We start from the raw sequence: 22,582 nt of genomic DNA, 5'->3' as shown, positions 1-22,582 counted from the left end.
ACCTAAGTACAAGCGCAATGGTATTAGTAATCTCTACGCTGCCCTTGATGTCGCCTCCGGCAAGGTTATCACCAAGATGACGGTTGCCAAGAGGGCAGTTGAATTCATTTCAGTTCTTAGAGCTCATCGACCGACAAGTACCAAAAGGAGCTTACGAGTTCACGTCGTTTTAGACAACTACTTATCCCATAAGACCGAGTCGGTGAGAACCTGGCTCCTTGGCCATCTGAGGTTTGAGTTCCATTTCACACCAACGTATTCTTCTTGGATGAATCAGGTCGAGCGCTGGTTCGCAGCCCTGACCACCAAGTACCTCCAGCTCAGCGTGCATCGCAGCGTCGCCGAGCTCACCCGTGGCATCAAGGAGTGGACTGACAACTGGAACGAGAACCCCAAGCCCTTCATCTGGACCAAGAGCGCCGACGAGATCTTCGCTTCAATGCAGAAATACCTGGAGCCTATTGTTTCTCCGCAAACTTCTGAGGAGGGACACTAGTACCATGATTGCGGCCTCTAGAACGTAGGTGCGCTTGCGTCCGATCTTGTCAGCGAGTCTTCCAAAAAAGATCGCTCCTATAAAGGCCGATAAAAGCGTAATCGAGTTGATCACTCCGGTCTGAGATGAGGTGAGGCCCTACTGCTTTGAAATCAGAGTGGTGGCTGTTCTAATGATAAAGAGGTCGTAGGCGTCGGTAAAGAAACCCATCCCAGCAACCACGATCGAGCGACTATGGAAACGACTTGGGGCGCTGTGTCAAGAGCCTCCGAGATCGTTAGATGTTCCTGAGACACCTCTATCCTTTCATTTCCCACTTTGAAGTGGCTCCAGTTCTCGGTAATGAACGAGTATTCATTACTTGTCCATCTTGATGGTCGCAAGTGACACCTTTCTGCCTCAAGGTAAATCACGAGTGCGTGTTGGGTGAACGTTGGGTGAACTACATGTGGGGTCTCGTTATGAGCTAACGGGAGTAACTTCGAGAGACTTGCGACCCTAGCTGCAATCTAGCGTTTTATAGGATCTTTAGCTGTTTGACTTTCTCGCTCTAAGCAGGCCGCTGTGCTCCTCGTCGCAGATCTGCTGTGTGGTCTAGTCACCTTAGCCGGGTGTGGCATTGGCCATGGGTAGGCTAGGGATGTTGTGAAGTTGGCTGAGGTGTGTCCTTATAGTGTGAGTGTCCCAGGAGGAGTTCAGGGACAGGTTTTGGCTCTATCTAGGTCTATGCGTAACTTGGGTCACGAAGTAGATGTTGTGGCGCCTTGTGACGAGCCGACTGTTGTCGATGAGATAGTGGCACTCGGCCGGACTCACGAATGGTGGGCTAATGGCTCGTTGGCGCCAATATCTATAAGTCCAAAGATGTGGGGCAGACTCCGGGGTATATTTTCGCATAACTCTTACGACATAGTCCATCTGCATGAACCCTTTACTCCATTTGTGGGGGTAGCGACGATGGCGCTCTCAGATGCACCGGTGGCTGGTACTTTTCACAGGTCGGGTGCATCGGCTATCTACAAGGCGTATGCCAGGTCTCTAGGGGTGCTCTCTGGCAGACTAGAACTTCGATTCGCTGTCTCGGAGGAAGCAAGATCGACAGCCTACGCAGTGACTGGACGCGATAGCTTAGTGGTGGGCAACGGAGTTGACCTCACTCGGTTTTCGTCGGTAGCTCCTTGGCGCAAAGACGCTTTCACAGTGATGTTTATTGGACGCCACGAACCTCGGAAGGGTCTTGAGATTCTTCTAGAGGCCTTTAGATACCTCGACCTTACCCACGAGATCGAGCTCTGGGTAGCTGGAGATGGACCTGAGAGTCTCAAGCTTAGGGCGAAGTATAAAAAAGACCCACGTATTAAGTGGCTTGGGAGGGTATCTGAGGCGGAAGCAGCTGCACGAATGAGAGCATCCGACGTTGTAGTTGCACCGTCGCTCTTTGGTGAATCTTTCGGGGTCGTTCTGCTTGAGGCTATGGCCTGTAAGAGTGTGGTTGTGGCGTCTAACATTGACGGATATCGCGAACTAGTTAGACACCGAGTTGATGGCATCTTGGTCCCTCCGGGGGATCCGACAGCGCTCGCAAGCGTTATCTACGAGGTCATTCACTCAAAAGATATGGCAGCAACGCTTACGGAGAACGCTTTAGCTAAGGCTGAGACCTACTCTATCGATGGTTTGGCGAAGAGATATTTAGACTCTTTCACGGAACAGCTGAACGGATAGATGGGTAATCTGTAGTGGTGTTTGACGCTAGCGACAGGACGACCATATGGGGAGGGGCCAACCTATACCAGCTCTGGCATAAGCGCTTGCAGGTCCTCGTTTCTTATCTGGTGTTCGCTTCAGCTATCGCAATATTGACCTGGGTTTTATTGGTGACTGCCTCATACCTACTTAGTCTCAATCGAGATGTTATCGAAAACATCCCAGTGTCTGTCGTAGTTGGCCTAGGGGTAGCTGCTTTGATGCTTTTAGTCTCAAAGTGGGTTTCCGTGGTGGGGTTTGACTTTGAACCCATTGGTGATGCCGTGCTCGAGGCTCGGGTAAAGACGGTGCTTGAGGCGATCTGTACTCAGGTTGGGGTACAGATTCCACTACTTGCGGAGATCAAAACTCCAGCCATTGAGGTTGCTTCGTTCAAAAAAGGAGGAGAGCCCTTAGTGGTTCTTTCTTCCGGAGCGCTTGAGTCTCTAAGCGTACTTGAACTTGAAGCTGTCTTAGCGAGAGAGATCGCCAAGGTTCGCTCCGGACTCTCTGACTACGACGCCTATCTCTCTCTGCCTAGAAGGTTGCTTGCGCTCGTTACCCTGGGGGCTTACCCTGAGTCGGTGACGCTGCCAATGGCTCAAGAGATCATGCTGGTCGACGTTGCATCTCTTTCAATTACTCGCTTTCCGCCTGCGCTTATATTAGTGCTCAAAAAGATACGCGACGAGGGGGTCTTCTTTGAGCTAGAAGGTGCTGCGGCAAAGGGATCAAGCTGGCTTTGGTTAAATCCGCCGCTCTTGAAAGGATCCAAGGCTCTACTGGAGGATCGGATAGCCCAACTAGAGGAGTGGTAGAGCGCAGTGTTGTGTTCGTAGGTCTCCTAGACCGAGAGGCGTTGCTTTGTTGGTGTTCATGAAATTTCGTGTGAGTGACTAAAATTACCTCTACGAACCTTAGTTAGGGAGTGATAAAGTTGTCAATCGAACACCCAGAGTTTGCAACCACAAGAGTAAAGCGTGGTTTAGCTGAGATGCTACGTGGCGGTGTCATCATGGACGTAGTCAACGCTGAGCAAGCCAAGATAGCCGAAGATGCGGGTGCAGTGGCGGTTATGGCGTTAGAGAGGGTACCGGCTGACATTCGGCGAGAGGGTGGGGTTGCAAGAATGAGTGACCCAGCTCTAATTATGGAGATCCAAGAGGCAGTGACGATTCCAGTGATGGCCAAGGCTCGTATTGGGCACTTTGCTGAGGCGCAGGTGCTGGAGCATCTGCAAGTTGACTACATAGATGAGTCCGAGGTTCTTACTCCGGCGGACTACGAGCATCACATCGATAAGTGGGCCTTTGATATCCCCTTCGTCTGCGGTGCAACCAACCTTGGAGAGGCACTACGGCGCATCTCGGAGGGCGCTGCCTTAATCCGTTCTAAAGGTGAGGCCGGGACTGGTGACGTAAGTGAGGCGGTGACGCATCTAAGGTCGATCGTCGGTGACATCAAGAAGATAACGAAGGCAGACGACTCGGAGGTCTACGCATGGGCTAAGGAATTGAGAGCGCCCATCGATTTGATTCTTGAGATCAGAGAAACCGGGAAACTTCCCGTTCCGCTGTTTTGTGCCGGGGGTTTGGCTACGCCAGCAGACGCGTCGTTGGTGATGCAGCTTGGTGCTGAAGCGGTATTTGTTGGGTCGGGAATATTCAAGAGCGATGATCCTGCAAAAAGGGCGCAAGCTATCGTAGAGGCGACTACACACTTCAGAGATCCTGCGATAGTGGCAAAGGTCTCAAAGAATCTAGGCCCTGCAATGGTCGGTATCGAGATGGACAAGGTGGATCTGCATCTAGCCGAGCGAGGCTGGTAGTTCTTGCAGATTGGTGTCTTAGCGCTTCAGGGTGACTTTTTAGAACACTCCGAGATGCTAGATAGTCTTGGAGTCAAGGTTTCTACGGTTAGGTTACCGAGGGACCTTGACTCTATTGATGGGCTGATACTCCCTGGGGGGGAGTCGACGACGATCTCAAAGCTCCTTGAGACCTCTGGTCTCAAGGAGGCCCTCCTAAGTCGAACAGATCTTCCGGTATTTGGGACCTGTGCGGGTCTCATTCTCATGTCAAGATCGATCGTTGACGGGAGAGACGATCAATTCAGCTTTGGTTACCTAGATGTAGAGGTTCGTAGAAACGGATTCGGAAGACAGATACGGTCTTTCGAGGCAGATATCGATGTCGAAGGAGTGTCTCCGCCTCCCATGAAGGCCGTCTTTATCCGTGCTCCGGTTATCACGGGCGTCGACGGCGGGGTAGAGGTGCTTGGAAGGGTTGTGTACGACTTTGGGGATCGAGGGGAGTCAGTTCCTGTTGTTGTGAGGCAAGGGTCGTATTTGGCATCTGCTTTCCATCCAGAACTCACCTCCGACTCTAGGTTGCACAGGTACTTCCTAGAAGCTGTCGTTGAGGCTTAGGCTCTATTATTGTTATGTTGTGTCGTTGAGATAGGTGTAAGAAAATATGTCAGGTCATTCCAAGTGGGCTACGATCAAACATAAAAAAGGTGCCCAAGATAAGGCTCGCGGAAAGCTCTTTGCAAAGCTTATTAGGCAGATTGAGGTTGCGTCCCGAGAAGGTGGAGGCGATATCAACGCCAACGCAACGTTACGCACCATGTTCCAAAAGGCAAGAGACGCCTCCGTTCCGATCGATACCATCAATAGAGCAATCAAGCGTGGCACAGGGGAGCTTGAAGGGGTTCGTTACGAGGCTGTGACCTACGAGGGTTACGCACCGGGCGGAGTTGCTGTGATTGTGGAGTGCCTAACGGATAACCGAAACCGTACTAGCGCTGATGTAAGGGCAGCGTTCTCCAAGAACGGCGGTGCTATAGCCGAGCCGGGATCAGTTGCGTGGCAGTTCTCCAGAAGGGGCTCGGTTACTTTGAGCAAGAAGTACGATGAGGATCAGGTAACTATGGTTGCCCTCTCCGCAGGAGCCGATGACGTTATCGATCAGGGTGAAGAGTGGGAGGTTGTTTGTGCGCCAAGCGATCTGGCATCCCTGAAGGGAGCGTTTGAAGAAGCTGGGATGGAGTGCATCTCGAGCGATCTTGTGTTGCAAGCGTCGAACTCAATCTCAATAGACTCCGAAGCTGAGGCTCGTAAGGTTCTCAAGCTAATCGATGCACTCGACGACCTAGATGACGTTCAAAATGTGTATTCTAACGTCGATATCCCAGACTCTGTGCTTGAGCTTGTGGGGGATTGATGGCAGCCGAGGTCGGTGACCCCGCCCCACAGTTTAGTCTCTTGGGAACTGGAGGGAAGACGTACTGCCTCTCTGATTTCAGGGGTCACCCACTTGTGCTTGCTTTTTACCCCGAAGACTTTTCTCCGATATGTACAGCTCAGCTCAACTCGTATTCGAGTGCAACGAGTGACTTCCAGGAGCTCAACGCAACTGTGCTCGGAATCTCCCCTCAGTCTCTTGAGTCCCACGACGAATTTTCTCGTCGGCTAAATCTGACCTTTCCACTTCTGGCGGATGTGGACAAGGAGGTTGCTATAGCCTACGATGTCCTTGGGCCTCTTGGATTTTACAGGAGATCTGTGTTTGTTGTAGATGCACAAGGGGTGATCCGATACGCACACCGAACACGGGCTGGGCTTTCGTTTCGTTCCTCTGGAGAACTACTAGATGTAGTGAGAAGTCTTCAGTAAGTGGATGCCTCTAGATAAATAACTCTGTCCTAGCGGATTGGACTGGCTTTTTTTGTTGAATTGTATCCTGCTGGGCTCCGGTGCTGTAATGTGAGGTCAGTGAAGGAGCTGGCTCAAGTGTTCTCCATCTAGGCTTGTATAGAACATATGTATGTATTAGGCGTAGATCCGGGTGTGGCTAGATGTGGCTATGCTCTTTTGTCTCGGTCGGCTGGAAGCATAGAGGTGCATGAGGCCGGTGTGATTCGGACAGAGGGGACGACAGCGTTACCCAGGCGCCTCTTAGAGATCTTTGAGTCATTGAGAGAGATCATGGCTCTTTACACCCTGGATGTCATGGTTGTGGAGAGGGTAGTGTTCAAGACGAATGCAAAGTCAGCCATGGCTGTAGGTCAGGCGTTAGGGGCAGCCTTTATGGCGGCGGAGAGTTCGTCCATTCCAGTTGCCCAGGTATCGTCTAATGAGATGAAACTGACTTTGGTTGGCGATGGATCTGCGGAAAAGTGGCAGCTGCAAGCCATGGTACAGCGGCTTTTAGGTACGGAACAATCAATTCGGCCACCAGATGTAGTCGATGCTATCGGACTAGCGTTTTGTTTCTTGAGCGCCTCTGAGACGGTTAGGGAAGGCTGGAGGTTGTCTTGATAGATAGAGTTGTTGGGACGGTGGTGGAAAAAGGAGACTCCTCCGTTGTGGTTCAAGCTGCAGGTCTTGGATATGAGATCTTCGCACCCTCGTCCTATACCCCAGAGATCGGGTCTTTGACTACCTTATACACAAGGATGGTTATCCGAGATGAACTACCGGTTCTGTTCGGTTTCGAGTCAAAGGTTGACAGAAGGACATTTGATAGACTTCGAACGGTGCAAGGTGTTGGCCCCCAGCTCGCACTGACGATACTGACGCATCTCGGGGACGTTGGTGTTGCGGAGGCGGTTGTAAATCAGGACGTAAAAAGGTTCAAGTCAGTTCCGGGGGTAGGCGATAGGCTGGCTTCACGCCTCGTTTTGGAGCTGAAACGATTCTTTGAGTCCGATGAGATCGATGAAGGGGAGATCTACTTGAGTGGAGTAAGACGTGAGGTGGCCGAGGCTTTGCTGGCACTTGGATTCTCTCAAACTGAGGTTGTGGAAGCACTCAAGTCGCTCCCTGATGGACTAGATCCAAATTCTGCGTTACGCATGGCTCTAAAGGGGCTTCGATCGTGAGTGGACGGGAGGTTGTCTTCAAAAAGAGTTCAACAGAAGAGCCGTCCAAGAAGGGTTCTGAAAACGCTGAGCCAAAGCCGTCCACGCTCCTTGATATCTACGATAGATCGATCGATAACGTTTTGCGACCTAAATATCTCACTGAGTTTGTGGGCCAACCACAGCTGAAAGAGAGGCTGTCCATCGTAATTGGAGCCGCAAAGCTTAGGGGGGATCAGGTGGGACATATCTTGTTCGCGGGACCTCCGGGACTTGGCAAGACCTCCCTAGCTTCGATAGTGGCTAACGAGATTGGGGTTAACTTCAGGGTAACCTCAGGCCCTGCGATTACTAGGGCAGGAGATCTCGCTTCACTTCTTTCAGATCTCTCAGACTTCGACGTGTTGTTCATAGATGAGATACACCGCCTCCCAAGAACCGTCGAGGAACTCCTTTACAGCGCAATGGAGGACTTTAAGGTCGACGTCACCCTTGGAAAAGGTCCAACAAGCCGAACCCTTCGACTTGACATAGCCCACTTTACACTTATTGGAGCGACGACGCGAACGGGAATGTTGTCTGGCCCACTGCGGGATCGCTTTGGATTTGTACACACCATGGAGTACTACGATCCAACGGAGCTCTCCCAAGTGGTGATGCGCTCGGCACAGATACTTGAGATGGAGATAAGCGAAGACGCTGCTTACGAGATTGCGCTTCGGTCACGCGGTACTCCAAGACTGGCTAACAGGCTGCTCAAACTTGTAAGAGACTACGCAGATGTCAGCCGTGGCGGAGTCCTGGATCAGACAACTGCCAAAGAAGGACTTGACGTCTTTGGTGTCGACGATCTTGGCTTAGACAGGGTAGACAGGGAGATTCTGAAGTCTCTGTGCGTGACCTTTGGGGGAAGGCCGGCAGGTTTGAGCGCGTTGGCATCTTCTGTAGGGGAAGAGCGGCAGACCATAGAGGATGTGCACGAACCCTATCTCGTAAAGCTTGGGATGGTAATAAGGACTCCAAGGGGAAGGGTAGCTACCAACCGGGCCTTCGACCATTTAGGAATTAGGCCTGTTGAGGAACAGAGCCAGCTTTTCTAGGCTGTCTTTTTCTGACCGTAGCGATCACATACAGATCTTGGTTAAGTAATTACGTAGGAGTTCCGAATAATATGCGTGTCTGGGGATCGCCGTTATGAAATTAGTGGAAGACAGGATCCTCCAGCTTCACGTGGAAGACCAAAGATGAACCCCTTCAAGTACCAAAGGCGTACCACCTCTGGGCAAAGGTCTTTAGATGTAGAACCATCTGGTTCCAAAGTTAGGTAGAGCCATGAGTAGTGATCAGGAAGAGTCGATCGACCTTTATCTTGACAAAGAGGAGTCTTTGGGGGTAGCCGTTCTGCTGTGCGACTCTGACGGTTTGATCTACGACATAAACGCACACTTCTTGAGCCTGATCGGTCTAGAACTTAGCGAGGTCGTTGGCACAAAGAGACTGAGAGATCTTTTGCGCGTATCGTCTCAGAACTTTGGAGACCTATCGGCTTATCCGTCCAAAGCAAGAATGACGGTCTTTACTTCGAAAGACATAAGACCTTTCGATGCGGAGATTCTCTCTGCCAATGGCAGCTTTCAACCATGCTTTGTCTGGATACTTCCATACGAACAAGACGGCGCTCGATCCACCTATCTGGTAGTCGTAATGCCCTACCTAGAGGAACAGCCGGTCATGGGTCCCACGTCTAGGTCTGCTGGCCTTGACCTTCGTCAGCTGTTAGACGCAGTAACGTGTGGGATTCTGCTAGTGGATAGCTCAGGTGTGGTGCTGTTTCATAACTACTCAGCAGCTCAGGTATTTGATATTCCAAAAGAGCGGAACACGGTTACGAGCGATGAGCTATTTCACGGTGTTTTTGGAGAGCAACTGATACCGATAGACTCCGAAGACTTTGTTATCTCCCAAGCGATGAAGTCTAAGACGCCTGCAAAGGGTTCCTTTGGCGTTTCAACGGTCAGCCGTTCGTTTAAGTGGATAGAGGTCGAAGCGGTTCCTGTAGTGGTTTTGGGTGTCGGTGAAGCGTGCGTTATAAGCGTTAGGGATATCTCAGACGAACGGGCAGCCATAGACGCAGAAAGGGAGTCCAAGACTCGGCTCGAAGCTTTGATCGAAGATGGGTGGGACCTGGTTATCACAATAGACACCGACGACACGATTGCATGGACCTCTTCAGCGTGTCTCAAATTGCTGGGATTTCAACGTCAGGAGATGATCGGCAAGTGCTTCTTGGACTTTGTGCATCCAGAGGACTACCAAAGCGTCCAAGAGGTCGCAAAGGTCCTGCGCAACAACGTCTCTACGCCTGTTTCGGTTACGGTGAGAACCCGACGCAAAGAAGGCGGCTACCGTTACCTGGAGTTCTCAGTTATCAATCGCTACGATGATCCAAGTATAGGTGGTGTCTTAGCGACTGCTAGGGACGTTACCGATAGAAGCCTGGCCGAGAGGCGTTGGAGAGCGGCGGCTGAGAGTCTGCATATCGGTCTGGTGATCGCAACCCCTGATGGAGTGTGGCAGGAGGTAAATCAGGCAGTTGTAGAGATCTTCGGCGTACCTATAGAGTTCATCGTCGGAGCGGACTTAGAGTCCTATAGCTTTGCAGATGACCGTGAGATTGGGAGGCGAGAGTTTTTAGAGATCCTGGAGGGATCAAAAAAACAGTCTCGTTTTCAAAAACGTCTTATCAGATGGGATGGCACACCCTTTCCGGCTGAAATAGGTGTGAGCGGCATATACGACCCATTCGGCTCGCTACTGGAGCTGGTTATCTTCATAGAAGATGTAAGTGTGCGCCACAGAGCTAAATTAGAGCTTGAAAAGGCTTTCTCGCGCTTTGAAGCTCTGGTTGAGTACTCTAGCGATGTGACGATGATAGTAGACAGTGGAGGACGACTGCTTTATGCATCACCGGGTCTTGAGTCTGTGCTCGGCTATGTTCCTCGCGAGCGGTTCGGCAAAAGGACCACCGACATCGTGCATCCGGAGGACAGGGACAGAGTACGTGAGGTGTTTACATCCATAGAAGAAGAGCACAACAAGGTCGCTAAGTTTGACTGCAGACTTTTCCACACTAATGGGACCTATCGTTACGTAGAAGTTACTGTAAGAAATCTCCTACGAGACCCAGCAGTCGGCGGGTTGGTTGTGAATATTAGAGACATAACAGAGCAGATCCTCATAGCAAAACGCCTCGAGTATCAGGCGACACACGATCCTCTGACTTTGCTTCCAAACAGAGTGATGCTTCTAGATCGGCTTGCTGTAGCGAGGGAGCGATACTTTAGAACCGGCGAGAACTTTGCCCTTTTCTACCTTGATCTGGACGAGTTCAAACAGGTGAACGATGCGATGGGGCATCGATCTGGAGATGAGCTTCTTGTAGAGGTGTCAAGGAGATTGATTAGGGCGGTCCGCTCTGAGGACACTGTAAGTCGGCTCGGGGGCGATGAGTTTGTAGTTCTTGCCACCAGCGTCTCTGGTATCGATGAGGCGGAGCGTCTCGCTGAAAGGATAAAGACCGATCTATCGGTACCGTTTTTGGTAGGTGGAACCCAACTTCGTGTTGGTTGCTCCATAGGTATAGCCCTATCTGAGGGCAGCACCCCCGAGGAGATGATGCAGGAGGCAGATACTGCTTTGTATCGAGCCAAAGAACATGGACGGGGGCGCTGGGAACTTTTTGATCAGGCGATGAGAACCTTGTCTCAAAAGCGTATGGAGACCGAGCAGCTTCTTCGACGAGCGATCGAAGCAAAACAGATCAGCCTTTTGTTTCAACCTATCTTACGCATAGACACTATGGAGCTTGATGGTGTTGAAGCGCTAGTCCGGGTTTGGGACCAAAGCCCGTCCAAGGTAGTAGAGCCAGCTGTCTTCATCGATGTAGCTGAAAAAAGTGGCCTTATCGTGCCAATGGGAAACATCGTGCTGCAGATGTCAGGTGAGTACCTAAAGAGATGGAATAAGACTTTGGGAAGATCGATATCGCCTAACGGACCTACACGACTCTCAGTGAATCTCTCACCCAGACAGCTAGCCGACCCGCAGCTCCTTCCGCTGATCCGTTCAGTGATGAAAGACTATGGACTTGATCCGACGTGGCTCTCCTTTGAACTGACAGAGTATGCACTCATCGATGTGGGCTCTTCTATGCAGAGGTCCCTCTTTGAGATCGCAGATCTTGGTATAAAGATCGCTATCGATGACTTTGGGACGGGCTGGTCGTCTCTCACTTACCTGCGTAACTTTCCGATCTCAACGTTGAAGATCGATAGAAGTTTCGTGGAAGGGTTGGGAAAGGTTCAAAAAGATACCGAGTTAGTCAGGGCGGTAGTTACTTTGGGTCACTCCCTAAAGCTAGAGACTGTGGCTGAGGGGGTTGAGTCCGAAGATCAACTTTACATGCTAAGAGAGCTTGGCTGTGATAAGGCACAGGGATTCCTGATATCTAAGCCTCTCTCTGAACAGGCACTAACGTCGTTTCTTCGATCTATGCCCTAAGTGCAGTTTCTGGTGGCCTTGGATGATCTTTAGCACGTGAAATATGAATAACCTTGCGCTAGATCTTTGTGTGAAAGTCCAAAGTTTTCTCTACATCCTTTGCATCAGGTGCCAGCGAGTCACAAAGAGGTGGCCTAGTGTGTCATGTATAGATTTGAGTCATTTCGATGAGGAGCGTCTCTTATGGCCGAGATTGAAAGCACTTTGCACAGTGGATGGCTTATGCGACACAAGGCAGTGATGCCTAAGTGGTTGTCTTTGTACTACGACTCACCTATAGAGCTAGTCTCTGGTGAAGGCAGGCACGTCTTTGATCGCGACGGAAGGCGCTACCTGGACTTCTTTGGCGGAATTTTGACTACCATGACCGGTTACAACGTAAAAGAAGTTGTCTCGGCGATATCAAAACAAGCGGAGAAGATGATTCATAGCTCCACGTTGTACCTTATCTCCCCCATGATCGAGCTTGCAGAGGAGATAGCCACGCTCTCTGGTATCGAAGATCCAAAGGTGTTCTTTACCACCTCTGGTACCGAGGCTAACGACGCTGCTTTGCTATTGGCTACTGCTTATAGAGGGACCAATCAGATCATTGCCGTGCGAAACAGCTACCACGGTAGGTCGTTCTCTGCGCTTTCTGTTACAGCTAACACTCACTACCGCGCAAATAGCTACTCTCCTTTTCAGGTCTCCTATGTACTTGGTGGATCGAGACTACGGGGACCGTTGGCCAATCTAGGTGATCAGGAGTACATCGAACGAGGTGTAACCGATCTCGAAGACGTCTTACAGACGCAGACCAACGGCCATGTGGCGGCGCTGATCGCTGAGCCCATCCAAGGGGTTGGCGGATTTGCGGTTCCTCCGGATGGTTACTTCGGACAGATTCAGCGTGTTTTGAAGTCGTCTGGCGCCTTATACATCTCTGACGAGGTGCAGACGGGGTGGGGACGTACAGGCGAGAACTTCTGGGGATATAAGGCGCAAGGAGTGACACCTGACATAGTAACCTTTGCCAAAGGGATTGGAAACGGACTGGCTTTAGCTGGGGTCGTTGCGCGAGCTGAGATAATGGACGCTTTTTCAGCGGCGTCGATATCTACCTTTGGAGGGTCTCCGCTAGCGGCAGCTGGCGGGCTTGCAAACTTGAGATACCTGCTTGCTAACAAGTTACAAGAGAACGCCCTCAAGACAGGATCTGTGCTGTTTGCAACCCTCAACTCTGCTAGTTCAGAGGCTCCAGCTGTGGCTGATGTTCGGGGAAAGGGGCTCATGATCGGGGTTGAGATCTGCGAACCAGGGACGGTTACTCCAGACCCGACGACAACCTCGAGAGTCATGGAGCTCGCAAAGGAAAAAGGTCTATTAGTAGGTAAAGGGGGGCTAGCGGGAAACGTTCTACGAATCGCTCCACCTCTGTCTCTTACTGAGGATGAAGCCAGATATGGTGCCGAGGTACTCGCCGAGGTGCTAATCGATGTCTCTAGAGAGGGGAACTAATTCATGGATGAGATTTTGCACTTTATCGCCGGTAAGCGGGTAGCGGGTGTCTCTAGGCGTACCTCCTTGGTCTATGACCCCTCCAAAGGTGAGGCGGTAGCGTCGGTGGTTCTTGGTTGCAAGGCCGATCTTGACCTGGCTGTCGATGCGTCCCTTAAGGCTTACGAAACTTGGCGCGAGAGTTCGTTATCGAAAAGGGCTCAGATCTTATTTACCTACCGGGAGCTGTTGGAGCGTCACATCGGGGAACTCGCCGAGATGATCACAACCCAGCATGGAAAGGTACTCTCTGACGCCGAAGGGGAGGTGAGACGTGGTCTTGAGGTTGTAGAGTTTGCCTGTGGCATCCCTCATCTTCTAAAGGGTGAGCTATCAGACTCAGTCTCTAGGTCAGTTGATGCATACTCTCTGCGTCAGCCTTTGGGAGTCGTAGCTGGTGTGACCCCGTTCAACTTCCCAGCGATGGTTCCGATGTGGATGTTTCCCTTAGCTATTGCGTGTGGTAATGCGTTTGTGCTAAAGCCTTCAGAGAAAGACCCATCTCTAGCGGTAAGGCTTGCGGAGCTGTTTATGGAGGCTGGACTTCCAGAGGGTGTCTTCAACGTCGTGCACGGAGACAAGGAGATGGTGGACGCAATACTCCTACACCCAGAGATTAAAGCGGTGTCGTTCGTCGGATCCACACCGGTTGCCAAGTACATTTACCAAAGGTCAGCGGAGAACGGTAAGCGTGTGCAGGCTCTGGGTGGTGCCAAGAACCACATGTTTGTTGCCTCCGACGCAGATCTTTCTGCAGCCGCAGATGCTGCAGTAAGTGCTGCTTATGGCAGTGCGGGAGAGAGGTGTATGGCCATCTCTGTGGTCGTCGTCGACGACTTGGTGGCCGATGAATTCGTGAACCTGGTAGCAGAGAGGACAAAAAATCTAAGAGTCGGTTCTGGTTTGGATCCGAACTCGGAGATGGGTCCCTTAGTTACCAAAGAGCACAGGGACAAGGTGGCCTCCTACGTCGATGGGGCGTCGATGGAAGGGGCCAGGGTCGTCGTCGATGGACGAGAGGTGATCGATCAGCTCAGTCCAGGCTTTTATTTGGGTCCCTCGTTGATCGACGGAGTGACCAAGGAGATGAAGGTGTATCGCGATGAGATCTTCGGTCCTGTTCTTTCAGTTGTTAGGGTAAGCGGGGTCGACGAAGCTGTAAGGTTTATCAACTCCAATCCTTATGCAAACGGTGCAGCGATCTTTACAAGAAGTGGATACCTGGCCCGAAGGTTCAAAAGAGAGATAGACGCGGGAATGGTCGGTATCAACGTTCCGATACCAGTCCCGGTGGCCTACTTCTCCTTTGGGGGTTCAAAGGACTCTCTCTTTGGGGACACCCATATGCATGGAATGGAGGGAGTTCGCTTTTTCACGCGCTTAAAGGCGGTTACCGAGCGCTGGTTCGAAGAGGATAGCTCGGCTTCAAGAGGAGTAAACCTAAACTTTCCTGGCACGCGATAGCGCTACGGCTTGCTAGTCGAGAAGCTCATCTCCTTTGCGCCTAAAACATCATTGGGCTGCAGAAAGTAGTTGGGGTAGAGTTGACTGTAAGATGATGTTTGGAAACTATAGAGATATTGCTGCGTACGACTACGAATTGCCTGAGTCAAAGATCGCTCAGACCCCACTTGAGAAGCGCTCTGCCTCCAGACTTTTAGTGTCAGATGGGTCCTCGATCGAAGACCGCTACGTCTACGATCTCCCAAATATTTTAGAACCGGGTGACCTTGTGGTCGTGAACGACTCAAAGGTATTTTCAGCGAGACTAAGTCTTCAGCGTTCAACCGGAGGGGCAGCAGAAGTTCTTTTACTGGAAGAGATCTCAGATAGGTTCTACAACGCTCTGCTTAGGCCGAGTCGCAAGTTGGTAACCGGGGAGAGCCTGTACCACGATGGTGTCAAGGTTGTAAGGGTAGAAAAAGGAGTAAGGGACTGCGAAGACGGGGAGTTGCCGGTCGTTGAGGTTCTCTCTAATGCGCTTATAGATAAGATAGGGGAGATCCCTCTACCACCTTACATAAAAACGAAGGTCGATGATCCCTCTAGGTACCAGACGATCTACGCCCAAAACTATGGCTCAGCGGCTGCGCCGACAGCCGGGCTACACTTAGACGAGGAGGTCTTTGAGGGTTTTAAACGTCGTGGTATTGAGGTTGCAACAGTGGAGCTGATGGTAGGTATCGATACCTTTAAGCCCATTTCAGAAGAGAGTATCGACCAACACAAGATGCACTCGGAGCGATACATAGTCGCCCCTTGCGTATGGGAAAAGGTCAAAGCGGCAAAACGGGTCGTCGCTATTGGAACCACCGTAGTTCGAACCCTTGAGTCGGTAGCGAGCTCCAATTTGTTAGAGGGTCGTACAGATCTGTACATAACTCCTGGTTTTAGGTTCAAGGTAGTTGATCTTTTGATGACCAACTTCCATACACCTAGATCTTCTCTTTTGGTCCTCATCGCTAGTTTTTATGGGCCGCGCTGGCGCGAGCTTTACAGTCATGCTCTAAGAGATGGATATCGTTTCCTCTCTTTTGGGGATGCAATGCTCATTGCAAGAAATGACGACGTTGTCTGGTAGATTCGAGATACTAAAGGAGTCGGGATCGTATCGAAACGGTCGGTTCTTAGGTGAGAGACACAGCTTTTTGACTCCTGTGTTTATGCCAGTTGGTACCAGGGGATCGGTTCGTCTATTCCCCCATGATCTCTTAGACCAGATAGGGTTTGAGGTGGTGTTGGCAAATACCTACCACATGATGCTGCGTCCTGGCGCCGACGTTGTAGCAAAGCTTGGTGGCTTGCACCGATTTAGCGGTTGGCCCAATGCGATCCTTACTGACTCCGGAGGATTTCAGGTGATGTCTCTTGATGCGAACTTTGACCTAGACGGTGTCTCGTTTCGATCTGTCTATGACGGGGCTAAGGCTTACCTCACGCCTGAGAACGCAGTTAGAATGCAAGAACTCCTTGGGTCAGATATAGCAATGGTGCTTGATGTGTGCACGATGCTTCCAGCGTCTACGGATCAGCTCAAAGAGGCCTTGTATTTGACAATATCCTGGGCGAAGAGGTCTAAGGCTGCTCACAACCGATCGGATCAGTCACTTTTTGGAATTGTTCAGGGAGGTACTGACGCCACTTTGAGGAAGATCTCGATAGAGGCGACCTGTGAGATCGGATTCGACGGCTACGCAATCGGAGGTCTGGCGGTGGGAGAAGAGCGTTCTTTGACACTAGAAACCGTTCAGTTGTGTTGCGACTCTCTCCCACAAGACGCGCCACGGTACCTAATGGGTGTGGGAGATCCGTACTCGATAGTGCACGCAGTCGAACTTGGTGTCGATATGTTTGACTGCGTCGCTCCTTCAAGGGTCGCTAGGCATGGAGTTGGATGGACATCTAATGGTAAGGTGTCTGTCAAACAAGCACGGTACGTAGCATCTGAAGAGCCTTTGGATCCGAACTGTGAGTGTGATACCTGTGTTAGGTACCCAATGGCGCTTTTGAACCACCTATTCAAGGTCGACCCAGTTACTTTAGGAGTGTTGCTAACAAGGCATAACCTGACGTTCATGAAGACTTTAATAAGCTGGTGTCGTAAGGCAGTAGAAGAAGGAAACTTCAATGATCCCAAACGATTTGTCGAAACCTACTACAGCTAGGTGCGTGGTGATCTAAAGATGGTTCTTTGAAACTACACTGAGCTAGTCGAATCGGAAGGATCTGCGTGAGTCAGCTTATATTGGTCTTGTTTGTCCTTGTAATTCTCTACCTGCTCTTTCTCAGACCAAGGATGAAAGGTGCCAAAACTAACCGCCGACTTGGTCTTCAGCCAGGAGACGATGTGGTGTCTAATAGTGGAATCTTTGGAGTGGTCACAAAGGTCTATGACCAAAGGGTATATGTGGAGATCGCTCCAGAGGTGGAGGTCATCTTCGACCGCCGCGCACTCACCCATCTAGACGGAGTGATTGTTGATGCAATGGAGGAGGCGGAGGCGAAGTTCGACGAGATCAACTTCAAAAAACAACAAGCCTCCTCCGACGATGAAAAGTCTTTTGAAGGGGGCGCCACAGATAATGTTAATGAACCTAAAGGCAAAGCCGATGATAACGCCACAGAGGACGACGATGAAGGCGGGATTAAGTGAGCCTCGATGCCGCTGTGATGTCTAAAGTACTGCATTGGTGTAAGGTGTCTCTATGCACAGAGAGGAAGTGACTACTCTTACATGAGAAAAGGGCCCCAGATACTTTCCGTCCTGGTTTTTTTCCTTGTGTCGGTGGGCGCTCTCGCTGCAGTGCTCGTGCTCAACTACAAGCCCATTTTGGGTCTTGATCTGCAGGGAGGCGCCTCCGTTGTCTACAAACCAACTAGGACGGTATCGCAGTCTACGTTGGATCAGACGATCTCGATCATAAGAAACAGGGTAGACGGACTTGGTGTGGCGCAGCCGAACATTGCGCAGCAGGGCAAAGACATAGTCGTTCAGCTGCCTGGCATAAAGCATCCAAATCAAGCCTTGGCGCTCATCGGTCAGACGGCTCAACTGGAGTTTCGCCCCGTTCTATGCGCCTTGCCACCTTACAAGAAACCTAACGGTCAATTGGCCAAGACCATTCAGGCTCACCCTTTGACAGCTTTCTGCCCAACCTCGGCACAGCAAGATGCTATTGCACAGTACATCCCAAACACAACCTTCTCTCAGCTCAACTCCTCTAAAGAAGCGGTGTTGACCGATAGATCCGGTCCCCAGGTAATAAGGTACGTACTTGGACCAACGTTGGCGAACGGCACCGCTCTTTCAAGCGCAGTAGCTGGGCTGAATCAGCAGCAGCAATGGGTTGTAAACTTTTCACTTACACCTAAAGCAACACCTTTGTTCAACCAGATTGCAACCACCTACTTCGACAAACAGCTTGCCATAGTGCTGGATACCAATGTTATCTCGGCCCCTGTCATCACAACAAAAAGTTTCAATGGACAAGGGCAGATTACTGGACTTGGTGGGCAGACCCAAGCTGAGAACCTTGCTCTCGTACTAAAGTACGGGGCGCTCCCAGTGCAGCTTCAACAGTTGACAGTTCAGACGATCTCTCCAACCTTGGGTAAGGCCTCTCTAAGAGCAGGGGTGTACGCTGGCATCGGAGGTCTCTTGCTGGTGCTTTTGTATACGGTGTTTTACTATCGTGCCCTTGGAGTGGTGGTTCTTGCCGGACTTGGTACCACAGCAGCGCTGTTGTGGGCAATCGTCTCACTTTTAGGGCATACCTCGCAGCTCACCTTAGATCTCTCGGGAGTTACTGGACTAATTGTATCTATCGGTGTAACCGTGGACTCTTACGTGGTGTTTTTCGAACGACTGAAAGATGAGCTACGAGGCGGCAAGTCTTTGCGTTCTTCGGTGGACAAAAGCTTTGCCAAGGCGTTCCGAACTATCGTCGCTGCTGACCTGGTCTCTCTCATCGGTGCTACCTTGCTTTATCTGCTTAGCATTGGGCCTGTTCGAGGCTTTGCCTTTTTTCTTGGACTCTCGACTCTACTAGACGTTGTCTCGGCATGGTTCTTTACGAGACCTTTGGTGATTTTGATGGGACAGTCTCCGATCGCAAAGAATCCGAAGTTTTTCGGCGCAAGTCCCAGAAGCAATATTGTAAGCGATGCCGTCTTGCCTCAGAGAAGCGGTGTGTTGAAGCCCAGTGGAGTGTGATTTGAAGGCTCTTAGGGGAACTGCTTGTTGGTCCGAGTTGGATCTCGTGCTTTGTCGATAGTTTGAGGTGGTTTGGTGACAAGAGTCGGTGAAGAAGTGGATATCTCTGCTGAGTCGGGTGTCGGCGAAGTTGTAAAAGATGAGAAGAAGGGAAGGCCTTCCTTCTTTCATTCACTGTCTGAAGGTGAGACGAGTTTTAGGTTTCTTAGACGACGTAAGGTGTTCTACACCATCTCTATCCTAATAATCGTCTTAGGTGGGATATCAATCGGTGTTCGAGGGTTGAACTTCGGCATCGACTTCAAGGGGGGGACCTCCTGGCAGGTGCCGTCACCCTCTCTAACGGTGTCGAAAGCTCAGGCGGTGCTTCGCTCTGATGGTATTACTCAGGCGACTGTGTACACTCTAGGAACGGGAGCAAACCGTTCTTTGGAGGCGGAGGCTGATCTCTCGAGTCTATCTCCTTCAGCACAAAGTGCAAAGGAGCGGCAGGTCTCCACGGATCTCGCAAAGGCTGGGGGTGTGAGCTTCTCGTCGGTCTCTCTCACGAACGTCGGTCCCACATGGGGAAGCGACGTTACATCTAAAGCCTTGGAAGCATTGGCCTTTTTTTTCCTTGGGATAGTTCTTTACATCTCGGTTCGTTTTGAATGGAAGATGGCTTTAGCGGCGCTGGTCGCAGTGGTGCATGATTTATTGGTTACAGTAGGTATCTACTCGATCTCTAACTTTCAGATTACTCCAGCCACTGTGATAGCGGTGCTAACCATATTGGGATACTCGTTGTATGACACGATCGTTGTCTTTGATAGAGTCCAAGAAAACGTGAAGACTCTCGTGAATCCAGGGAGGTTGACGTACGACGAAGCGGTGGACCTCTCATTGAACCAAGTGCTTATGCGTTCCCTCAACACCTCTCTCGTCGCCATCATCCCAGTCCTTTCGATATTAGTTGTGGGCGCTTACATCCTTGGAGCAACCACCCTTCAGGACTTTGGTTTGGCTCTATTTGTCGGCCTCACTACAGGAGCATACTCATCCATTGCAATAGCGTCTCCGGTACTAGCTTGGCTCAAGGGACGAGAGCCGAGGTACAAAGCACTAGCAGCAAGACTTGGTGAGCGTTCAACACATCTCTCTACAAGGTCTGTTGCTCAGGGTGCCCTGTCGCAGGGCGTGGGAGGGGCCTCAAGTGATACCGCTCGTCCACCTCGGCCCAGATCCTCGAACTCCAAGAGGAAGGCGCGCTCGAAACGCTAAGCCTATTTCGCTCACTAACGCCCAGCCATAGAGTCGTTGCAGAATACTTCCCGATAGGGAGTAACTTTATATATAGAGATGGCCAAGGCACTAGACAATAACTTTGAACTGTTTTCGCCAGAGACGCTGGTAGACATCTTCCTGTCTCTCCACAGCAACTACAGCGGCTATCCTGACACGGTTGTCACTGCGTTCGAAATAGCCAGGGAAGCTCACGGCTCACAGTACAGAAAGTCTGGAGAGCCATACTTCTTTCATCCACTTTCCGTTGCGGAGATCGTGGCCTCTTTGGGCGCAGATGAGGTGACCATTAGTGCTGCACTTCTGCATGATGCGGTTGAAGACACCGAGCTTACTTTGGCCGAGGTTGAAGAACGTTTTGGATCTGTCGTCGCACAGATCGTAGATGGCGTCACTAAGTTAGATCGCCTTAGCTTTGAGTCTAAAGAGGCTCAACAGGCAGCAACGATGCGCAAAATGCTTTTGGCGATGGCCAGAGACCCAAGGGTTCTTGTGATCAAGCTTGCCGATCGTCTGCATAACATGAGGACCATAGGCGCTCTGCCCTATTGGAAACAGAGACGAACGGCTCAAGAGACGATGGACATATACGCTCCACTTGCTCATAGGCTAGGTATCGCGGAGATCAAGTGGCAGCTCGAAGACCTGGCTTTTGCAACGTTGCACCCGAGACGTTTTGCCGAGATAGAGCATCTGGTTACAACTAAGTCCCCCGAACGTCAGGAGTACTTGAATTCAGTTATCGAGGTCGCTAGGGAGCGCCTTAGAGAGGTGGGTATAGATGCTGAGGTCACGGGTCGACCAAAGCATCTCTGGAGCATATACGAGAAGATGGTGGTAAAAGAGAAGGACTTTGACTCTATCTACGACATCGTGGGCATGCGTATAATTACAGAGACAGAAAAAGACTGCTGGGCAGCTCTGGGTGTGGTTCACTCGATCTGGTCTCCGGTTCCTGGCAGGTTCAAGGACTATGTAAATGCTCCAAAGTTCAACCTCTACCAGTCACTGCACACGACCGTTGTTCTTCCCAGCGGCAATCCGTTGGAGGTGCAGCTGCGCACCAAAGACATGCACCTTCGGGCGGAGTATGGCGTTGCTGCACACTGGGGATACAAGGAAGGGTCTACTAAGGAGGAGCTACTTTGGCTCCAGCGCATCGTTGATTGGCAAAAAGACACAACCGATCCCCATGAGTTTCTGGAGAATCTCAAACTTGATCTAGAGGTCGATGAGGTCTATGTCTTTACACCTAAAGGAAGAGTGATTACCTTACCGGCAAACGCCACGCCGATTGACTTTGCCTATGCGGTGCACACTGAAGTTGGGCACAGATGTATCGGTGCCAAAGTTAACCAAAGGCTAGTACCTTTGGACTCTAGGCTAAGCTCTGGAGATACCGTAGAGATCTTTACCTCCAAGGTGCAAAGCGCAGGTCCTTCTAGGGACTGGCTAAAGGTCGTAGTGACCCCAAGAGCCCGAAACAAAATCCGGCAGTGGTTCTCTAAGGAGCGACGAGACGAAGCTGTAGATGAGGGCCGGGAGGAGCTAATAAAGGCACTGCGCAAAGAGGGCCTGCCACTTCAAAAGCACACCTCCCAAAGCGGACTCATGCAGATTAGTCAACTGATGGGTTTCGACTCTCCGGAAACACTGCTTGCAGCGATAGGTGAAAACCACATTAGTGCGCGAACTGTGGTTGCGAAGATGCTCCGAGATCTGTATCAGGTCGAGGAGGAGAGCTCCATACCTGTAGTGTCTACAGGTCGTAAGAGGCGAAGGCGGGAAGGTCCCGGGATCTACGTCGAGGGTCTAGACGACGTGATGGTGAAGCTTTCAAAGTGTTGTTCTCCCATGCCAGGAGATGAGATCATTGGATTTGTAACCAGAGGCAAAGGCGTCTCGGTGCATAGATCGGACTGTTCTAACGCCATGGCGCTTTTTTCTTCGGAGGCGGAGAGGATGATCGATGTAGAGTGGGATCTACAATCGCATGGCATCTTTTCTACGACTATTGAGGTTCGCTCTTTAGATCGCTCACGACTTCTTGCGGACGTAGCAAGAGTTCTCTCAGAGCATCACGTCAATATATTGAACTCCTCTTCGCAGGCCGGTCACGACCGTGTCTCTACGATGCGTTTTGAGTTTGAGCTGGCCGACCCCGCTCACTTGGACTCTATCTTGGCTTCATTGCGTCAGTTGGAGGGTGTTTATAACGCCTATCGCGTGCTTCCGAAGGGTGGCGGTGTCGTCTTAGATAGTCCCGAGGCTCAACAGCCCAAGGCGACTAAGGTCGAAGCGAAGTAAGGACAGGCATTAGAGGTAAGAGGGTGATCTTAGGTTCGGTACTTTTTGGTGGAGGTTGGGGTCTTTGAGGTGCGTGA

Annotated in this window: 20 protein-coding genes; 19 read left to right on the top strand and 1 reads right to left on the bottom strand. The window is 51.0% G+C overall.

Annotated features, from left to right (window positions below):
- The coding region (locus BUA24_RS01495; protein WP_143146324.1) for an IS630 family transposase at window positions 1–496 on the top strand (496 nt) is incomplete at its 5' end.
- On the opposite strand, the gene BUA24_RS13270 is transcribed toward BUA24_RS01495, so the two are convergent.
- Window positions 437–610, bottom strand: a complete 174-nt coding sequence (locus BUA24_RS13270) for an MFS transporter (protein WP_143146323.1) — start codon at window positions 608–610, stop codon at window positions 437–439. The genes BUA24_RS01495 and BUA24_RS13270 overlap by 60 nt on opposite strands.
- 561 nt (window positions 611–1,171) lie before the next feature.
- On the opposite strand from BUA24_RS13270, the gene BUA24_RS01485 reads away from it, so the two are divergent.
- From BUA24_RS01485 to BUA24_RS01400, 18 genes are all read left to right on the top strand, one after another.
- Complete coding sequence (locus tag BUA24_RS01485) at window positions 1,172–2,221, top strand: glycosyltransferase family 4 protein (protein ID WP_084660066.1); 1,050 nt, start codon at window positions 1,172–1,174, stop codon at window positions 2,219–2,221.
- Window positions 2,222–2,238: 17 nt separating this feature from the next.
- Window positions 2,239–3,060, top strand: coding sequence for a hypothetical protein (locus BUA24_RS01480; RefSeq protein ID WP_178138662.1), 822 nt, complete (start codon window positions 2,239–2,241; stop codon window positions 3,058–3,060).
- A 119-nt stretch (window positions 3,061–3,179) separates the two neighbouring features.
- Window positions 3,180–4,070 carry a pyridoxal 5'-phosphate synthase lyase subunit PdxS gene (gene pdxS, locus BUA24_RS01475; protein ID WP_419187291.1) on the top strand — a complete coding sequence of 297 codons (891 nt, stop codon included), beginning with the start codon at window positions 3,180–3,182 and terminating at the stop codon, window positions 4,068–4,070.
- Window positions 4,071–4,073: 3 nt separating this feature from the next.
- Complete coding sequence (pdxT, locus tag BUA24_RS01470; protein ID WP_072788017.1) at window positions 4,074–4,670, top strand: pyridoxal 5'-phosphate synthase glutaminase subunit PdxT; 597 nt, start codon at window positions 4,074–4,076, stop codon at window positions 4,668–4,670.
- Window positions 4,671–4,716: 46 nt separating this feature from the next.
- Window positions 4,717–5,466 (top strand): YebC/PmpR family DNA-binding transcriptional regulator, encoded by a 750-nt coding sequence (locus tag BUA24_RS01465; RefSeq protein WP_072788015.1) that lies wholly within the window; start codon window positions 4,717–4,719, stop codon window positions 5,464–5,466.
- Entirely contained in the window at window positions 5,466–5,918 is a 453-nt protein-coding gene (locus tag BUA24_RS01460; RefSeq protein WP_072788014.1) for a peroxiredoxin, read from the top strand. Before BUA24_RS01465 ends, BUA24_RS01460 begins: the two co-directional genes overlap by 1 nt.
- A gap of 147 nt (window positions 5,919–6,065) precedes the next feature.
- Complete coding sequence (ruvC, locus tag BUA24_RS01455) at window positions 6,066–6,563, top strand: crossover junction endodeoxyribonuclease RuvC (RefSeq protein ID WP_072788012.1); 498 nt, start codon at window positions 6,066–6,068, stop codon at window positions 6,561–6,563.
- Window positions 6,560–7,126, top strand: a complete 567-nt coding sequence (gene ruvA, locus BUA24_RS01450) for a Holliday junction branch migration protein RuvA (RefSeq protein ID WP_072788011.1) — start codon at window positions 6,560–6,562, stop codon at window positions 7,124–7,126. Before ruvC ends, ruvA begins: the two co-directional genes overlap by 4 nt.
- Complete coding sequence (gene ruvB / locus BUA24_RS01445; RefSeq protein ID WP_084660064.1) at window positions 7,123–8,205, top strand: Holliday junction branch migration DNA helicase RuvB; 1,083 nt, start codon at window positions 7,123–7,125, stop codon at window positions 8,203–8,205. Before ruvA ends, ruvB begins: the two co-directional genes overlap by 4 nt.
- A 232-nt stretch (window positions 8,206–8,437) precedes the next feature.
- Window positions 8,438–11,665 carry a bifunctional diguanylate cyclase/phosphodiesterase gene (locus tag BUA24_RS01440; RefSeq protein ID WP_072788009.1) on the top strand — a complete coding sequence of 1,076 codons (3,228 nt, stop codon included), beginning with the start codon at window positions 8,438–8,440 and terminating at the stop codon, window positions 11,663–11,665.
- A 183-nt stretch (window positions 11,666–11,848) separates the two neighbouring features.
- Complete coding sequence (locus BUA24_RS01435) at window positions 11,849–13,165, top strand: aspartate aminotransferase family protein (RefSeq protein ID WP_178138661.1); 1,317 nt, start codon at window positions 11,849–11,851, stop codon at window positions 13,163–13,165.
- A 3-nt stretch (window positions 13,166–13,168) separates the two neighbouring features.
- On the top strand, window positions 13,169–14,668 hold the full coding sequence (locus tag BUA24_RS01430; RefSeq protein ID WP_072788008.1) for a CoA-acylating methylmalonate-semialdehyde dehydrogenase: 1,500 nt from the start codon (window positions 13,169–13,171) through the stop codon (window positions 14,666–14,668).
- A gap of 91 nt (window positions 14,669–14,759) precedes the next feature.
- The gene (gene queA / locus BUA24_RS01425; RefSeq protein ID WP_245790237.1) at window positions 14,760–15,785 is read left to right on the top strand and encodes a tRNA preQ1(34) S-adenosylmethionine ribosyltransferase-isomerase QueA; all 1,026 of its coding nucleotides are present in this window, start codon (window positions 14,760–14,762) and stop codon (window positions 15,783–15,785) included.
- Complete coding sequence (tgt, locus tag BUA24_RS01420; protein ID WP_178138660.1) at window positions 15,775–16,869, top strand: tRNA guanosine(34) transglycosylase Tgt; 1,095 nt, start codon at window positions 15,775–15,777, stop codon at window positions 16,867–16,869. Before queA ends, tgt begins: the two co-directional genes overlap by 11 nt.
- Window positions 16,870–16,934: 65 nt before the next feature.
- Window positions 16,935–17,357 carry a preprotein translocase subunit YajC gene (gene yajC, locus BUA24_RS01415; RefSeq protein WP_072788003.1) on the top strand — a complete coding sequence of 141 codons (423 nt, stop codon included), beginning with the start codon at window positions 16,935–16,937 and terminating at the stop codon, window positions 17,355–17,357.
- Window positions 17,358–17,438: 81 nt separating this feature from the next.
- On the top strand, window positions 17,439–18,917 hold the full coding sequence (gene secD, locus BUA24_RS01410; protein ID WP_072788001.1) for a protein translocase subunit SecD: 1,479 nt from the start codon (window positions 17,439–17,441) through the stop codon (window positions 18,915–18,917).
- 75 nt (window positions 18,918–18,992) lie between these two features.
- A complete protein-coding gene (gene secF / locus BUA24_RS01405) occupies window positions 18,993–20,177 on the top strand; it encodes a protein translocase subunit SecF (protein WP_072788000.1) in 1,185 nt (394 codons plus the stop codon).
- Window positions 20,178–20,255: 78 nt separating this feature from the next.
- The gene (locus BUA24_RS01400; RefSeq protein ID WP_084660060.1) at window positions 20,256–22,505 is read left to right on the top strand and encodes a RelA/SpoT family protein; all 2,250 of its coding nucleotides are present in this window, start codon (window positions 20,256–20,258) and stop codon (window positions 22,503–22,505) included.
- Window positions 22,506–22,582: the final 77 nt, after the last annotated feature.

It is taken from the genome of Ferrithrix thermotolerans DSM 19514, from assembly GCF_900128965.1.
Taxonomy (GTDB): domain Bacteria; phylum Actinomycetota; class Acidimicrobiia; order Acidimicrobiales; family Acidimicrobiaceae; genus Ferrithrix; species Ferrithrix thermotolerans.
Note: the sequence above shows the minus strand (reverse complement) of the source record. Positions and strands in the feature narration are given on the sequence as shown.

Coding starts and splice junctions, on each gene's coding strand:
- BUA24_RS01465 (WP_072788015.1), top strand. CDS start 4,717: ATGTCAGGTCATTCCAAGTGGGCTACGATCAAACATAAAAAAGGTGCC.
- BUA24_RS01460 (WP_072788014.1), top strand. CDS start 5,466: ATGGCAGCCGAGGTCGGTGACCCCGCCCCACAGTTTAGTCTCTTGGGA.
- ruvC (WP_072788012.1), top strand. CDS start 6,066: ATGTATGTATTAGGCGTAGATCCGGGTGTGGCTAGATGTGGCTATGCT.
- BUA24_RS01440 (WP_072788009.1), top strand. CDS start 8,438: ATGAGTAGTGATCAGGAAGAGTCGATCGACCTTTATCTTGACAAAGAG.
- BUA24_RS01435 (WP_178138661.1), top strand. CDS start 11,849: ATGGCCGAGATTGAAAGCACTTTGCACAGTGGATGGCTTATGCGACAC.
- BUA24_RS01430 (WP_072788008.1), top strand. CDS start 13,169: ATGGATGAGATTTTGCACTTTATCGCCGGTAAGCGGGTAGCGGGTGTC.
- queA (WP_245790237.1), top strand. CDS start 14,760: ATGATGTTTGGAAACTATAGAGATATTGCTGCGTACGACTACGAATTG.
- secD (WP_072788001.1), top strand. CDS start 17,439: ATGAGAAAAGGGCCCCAGATACTTTCCGTCCTGGTTTTTTTCCTTGTG.
- BUA24_RS01400 (WP_084660060.1), top strand. CDS start 20,256: ATGGCCAAGGCACTAGACAATAACTTTGAACTGTTTTCGCCAGAGACG.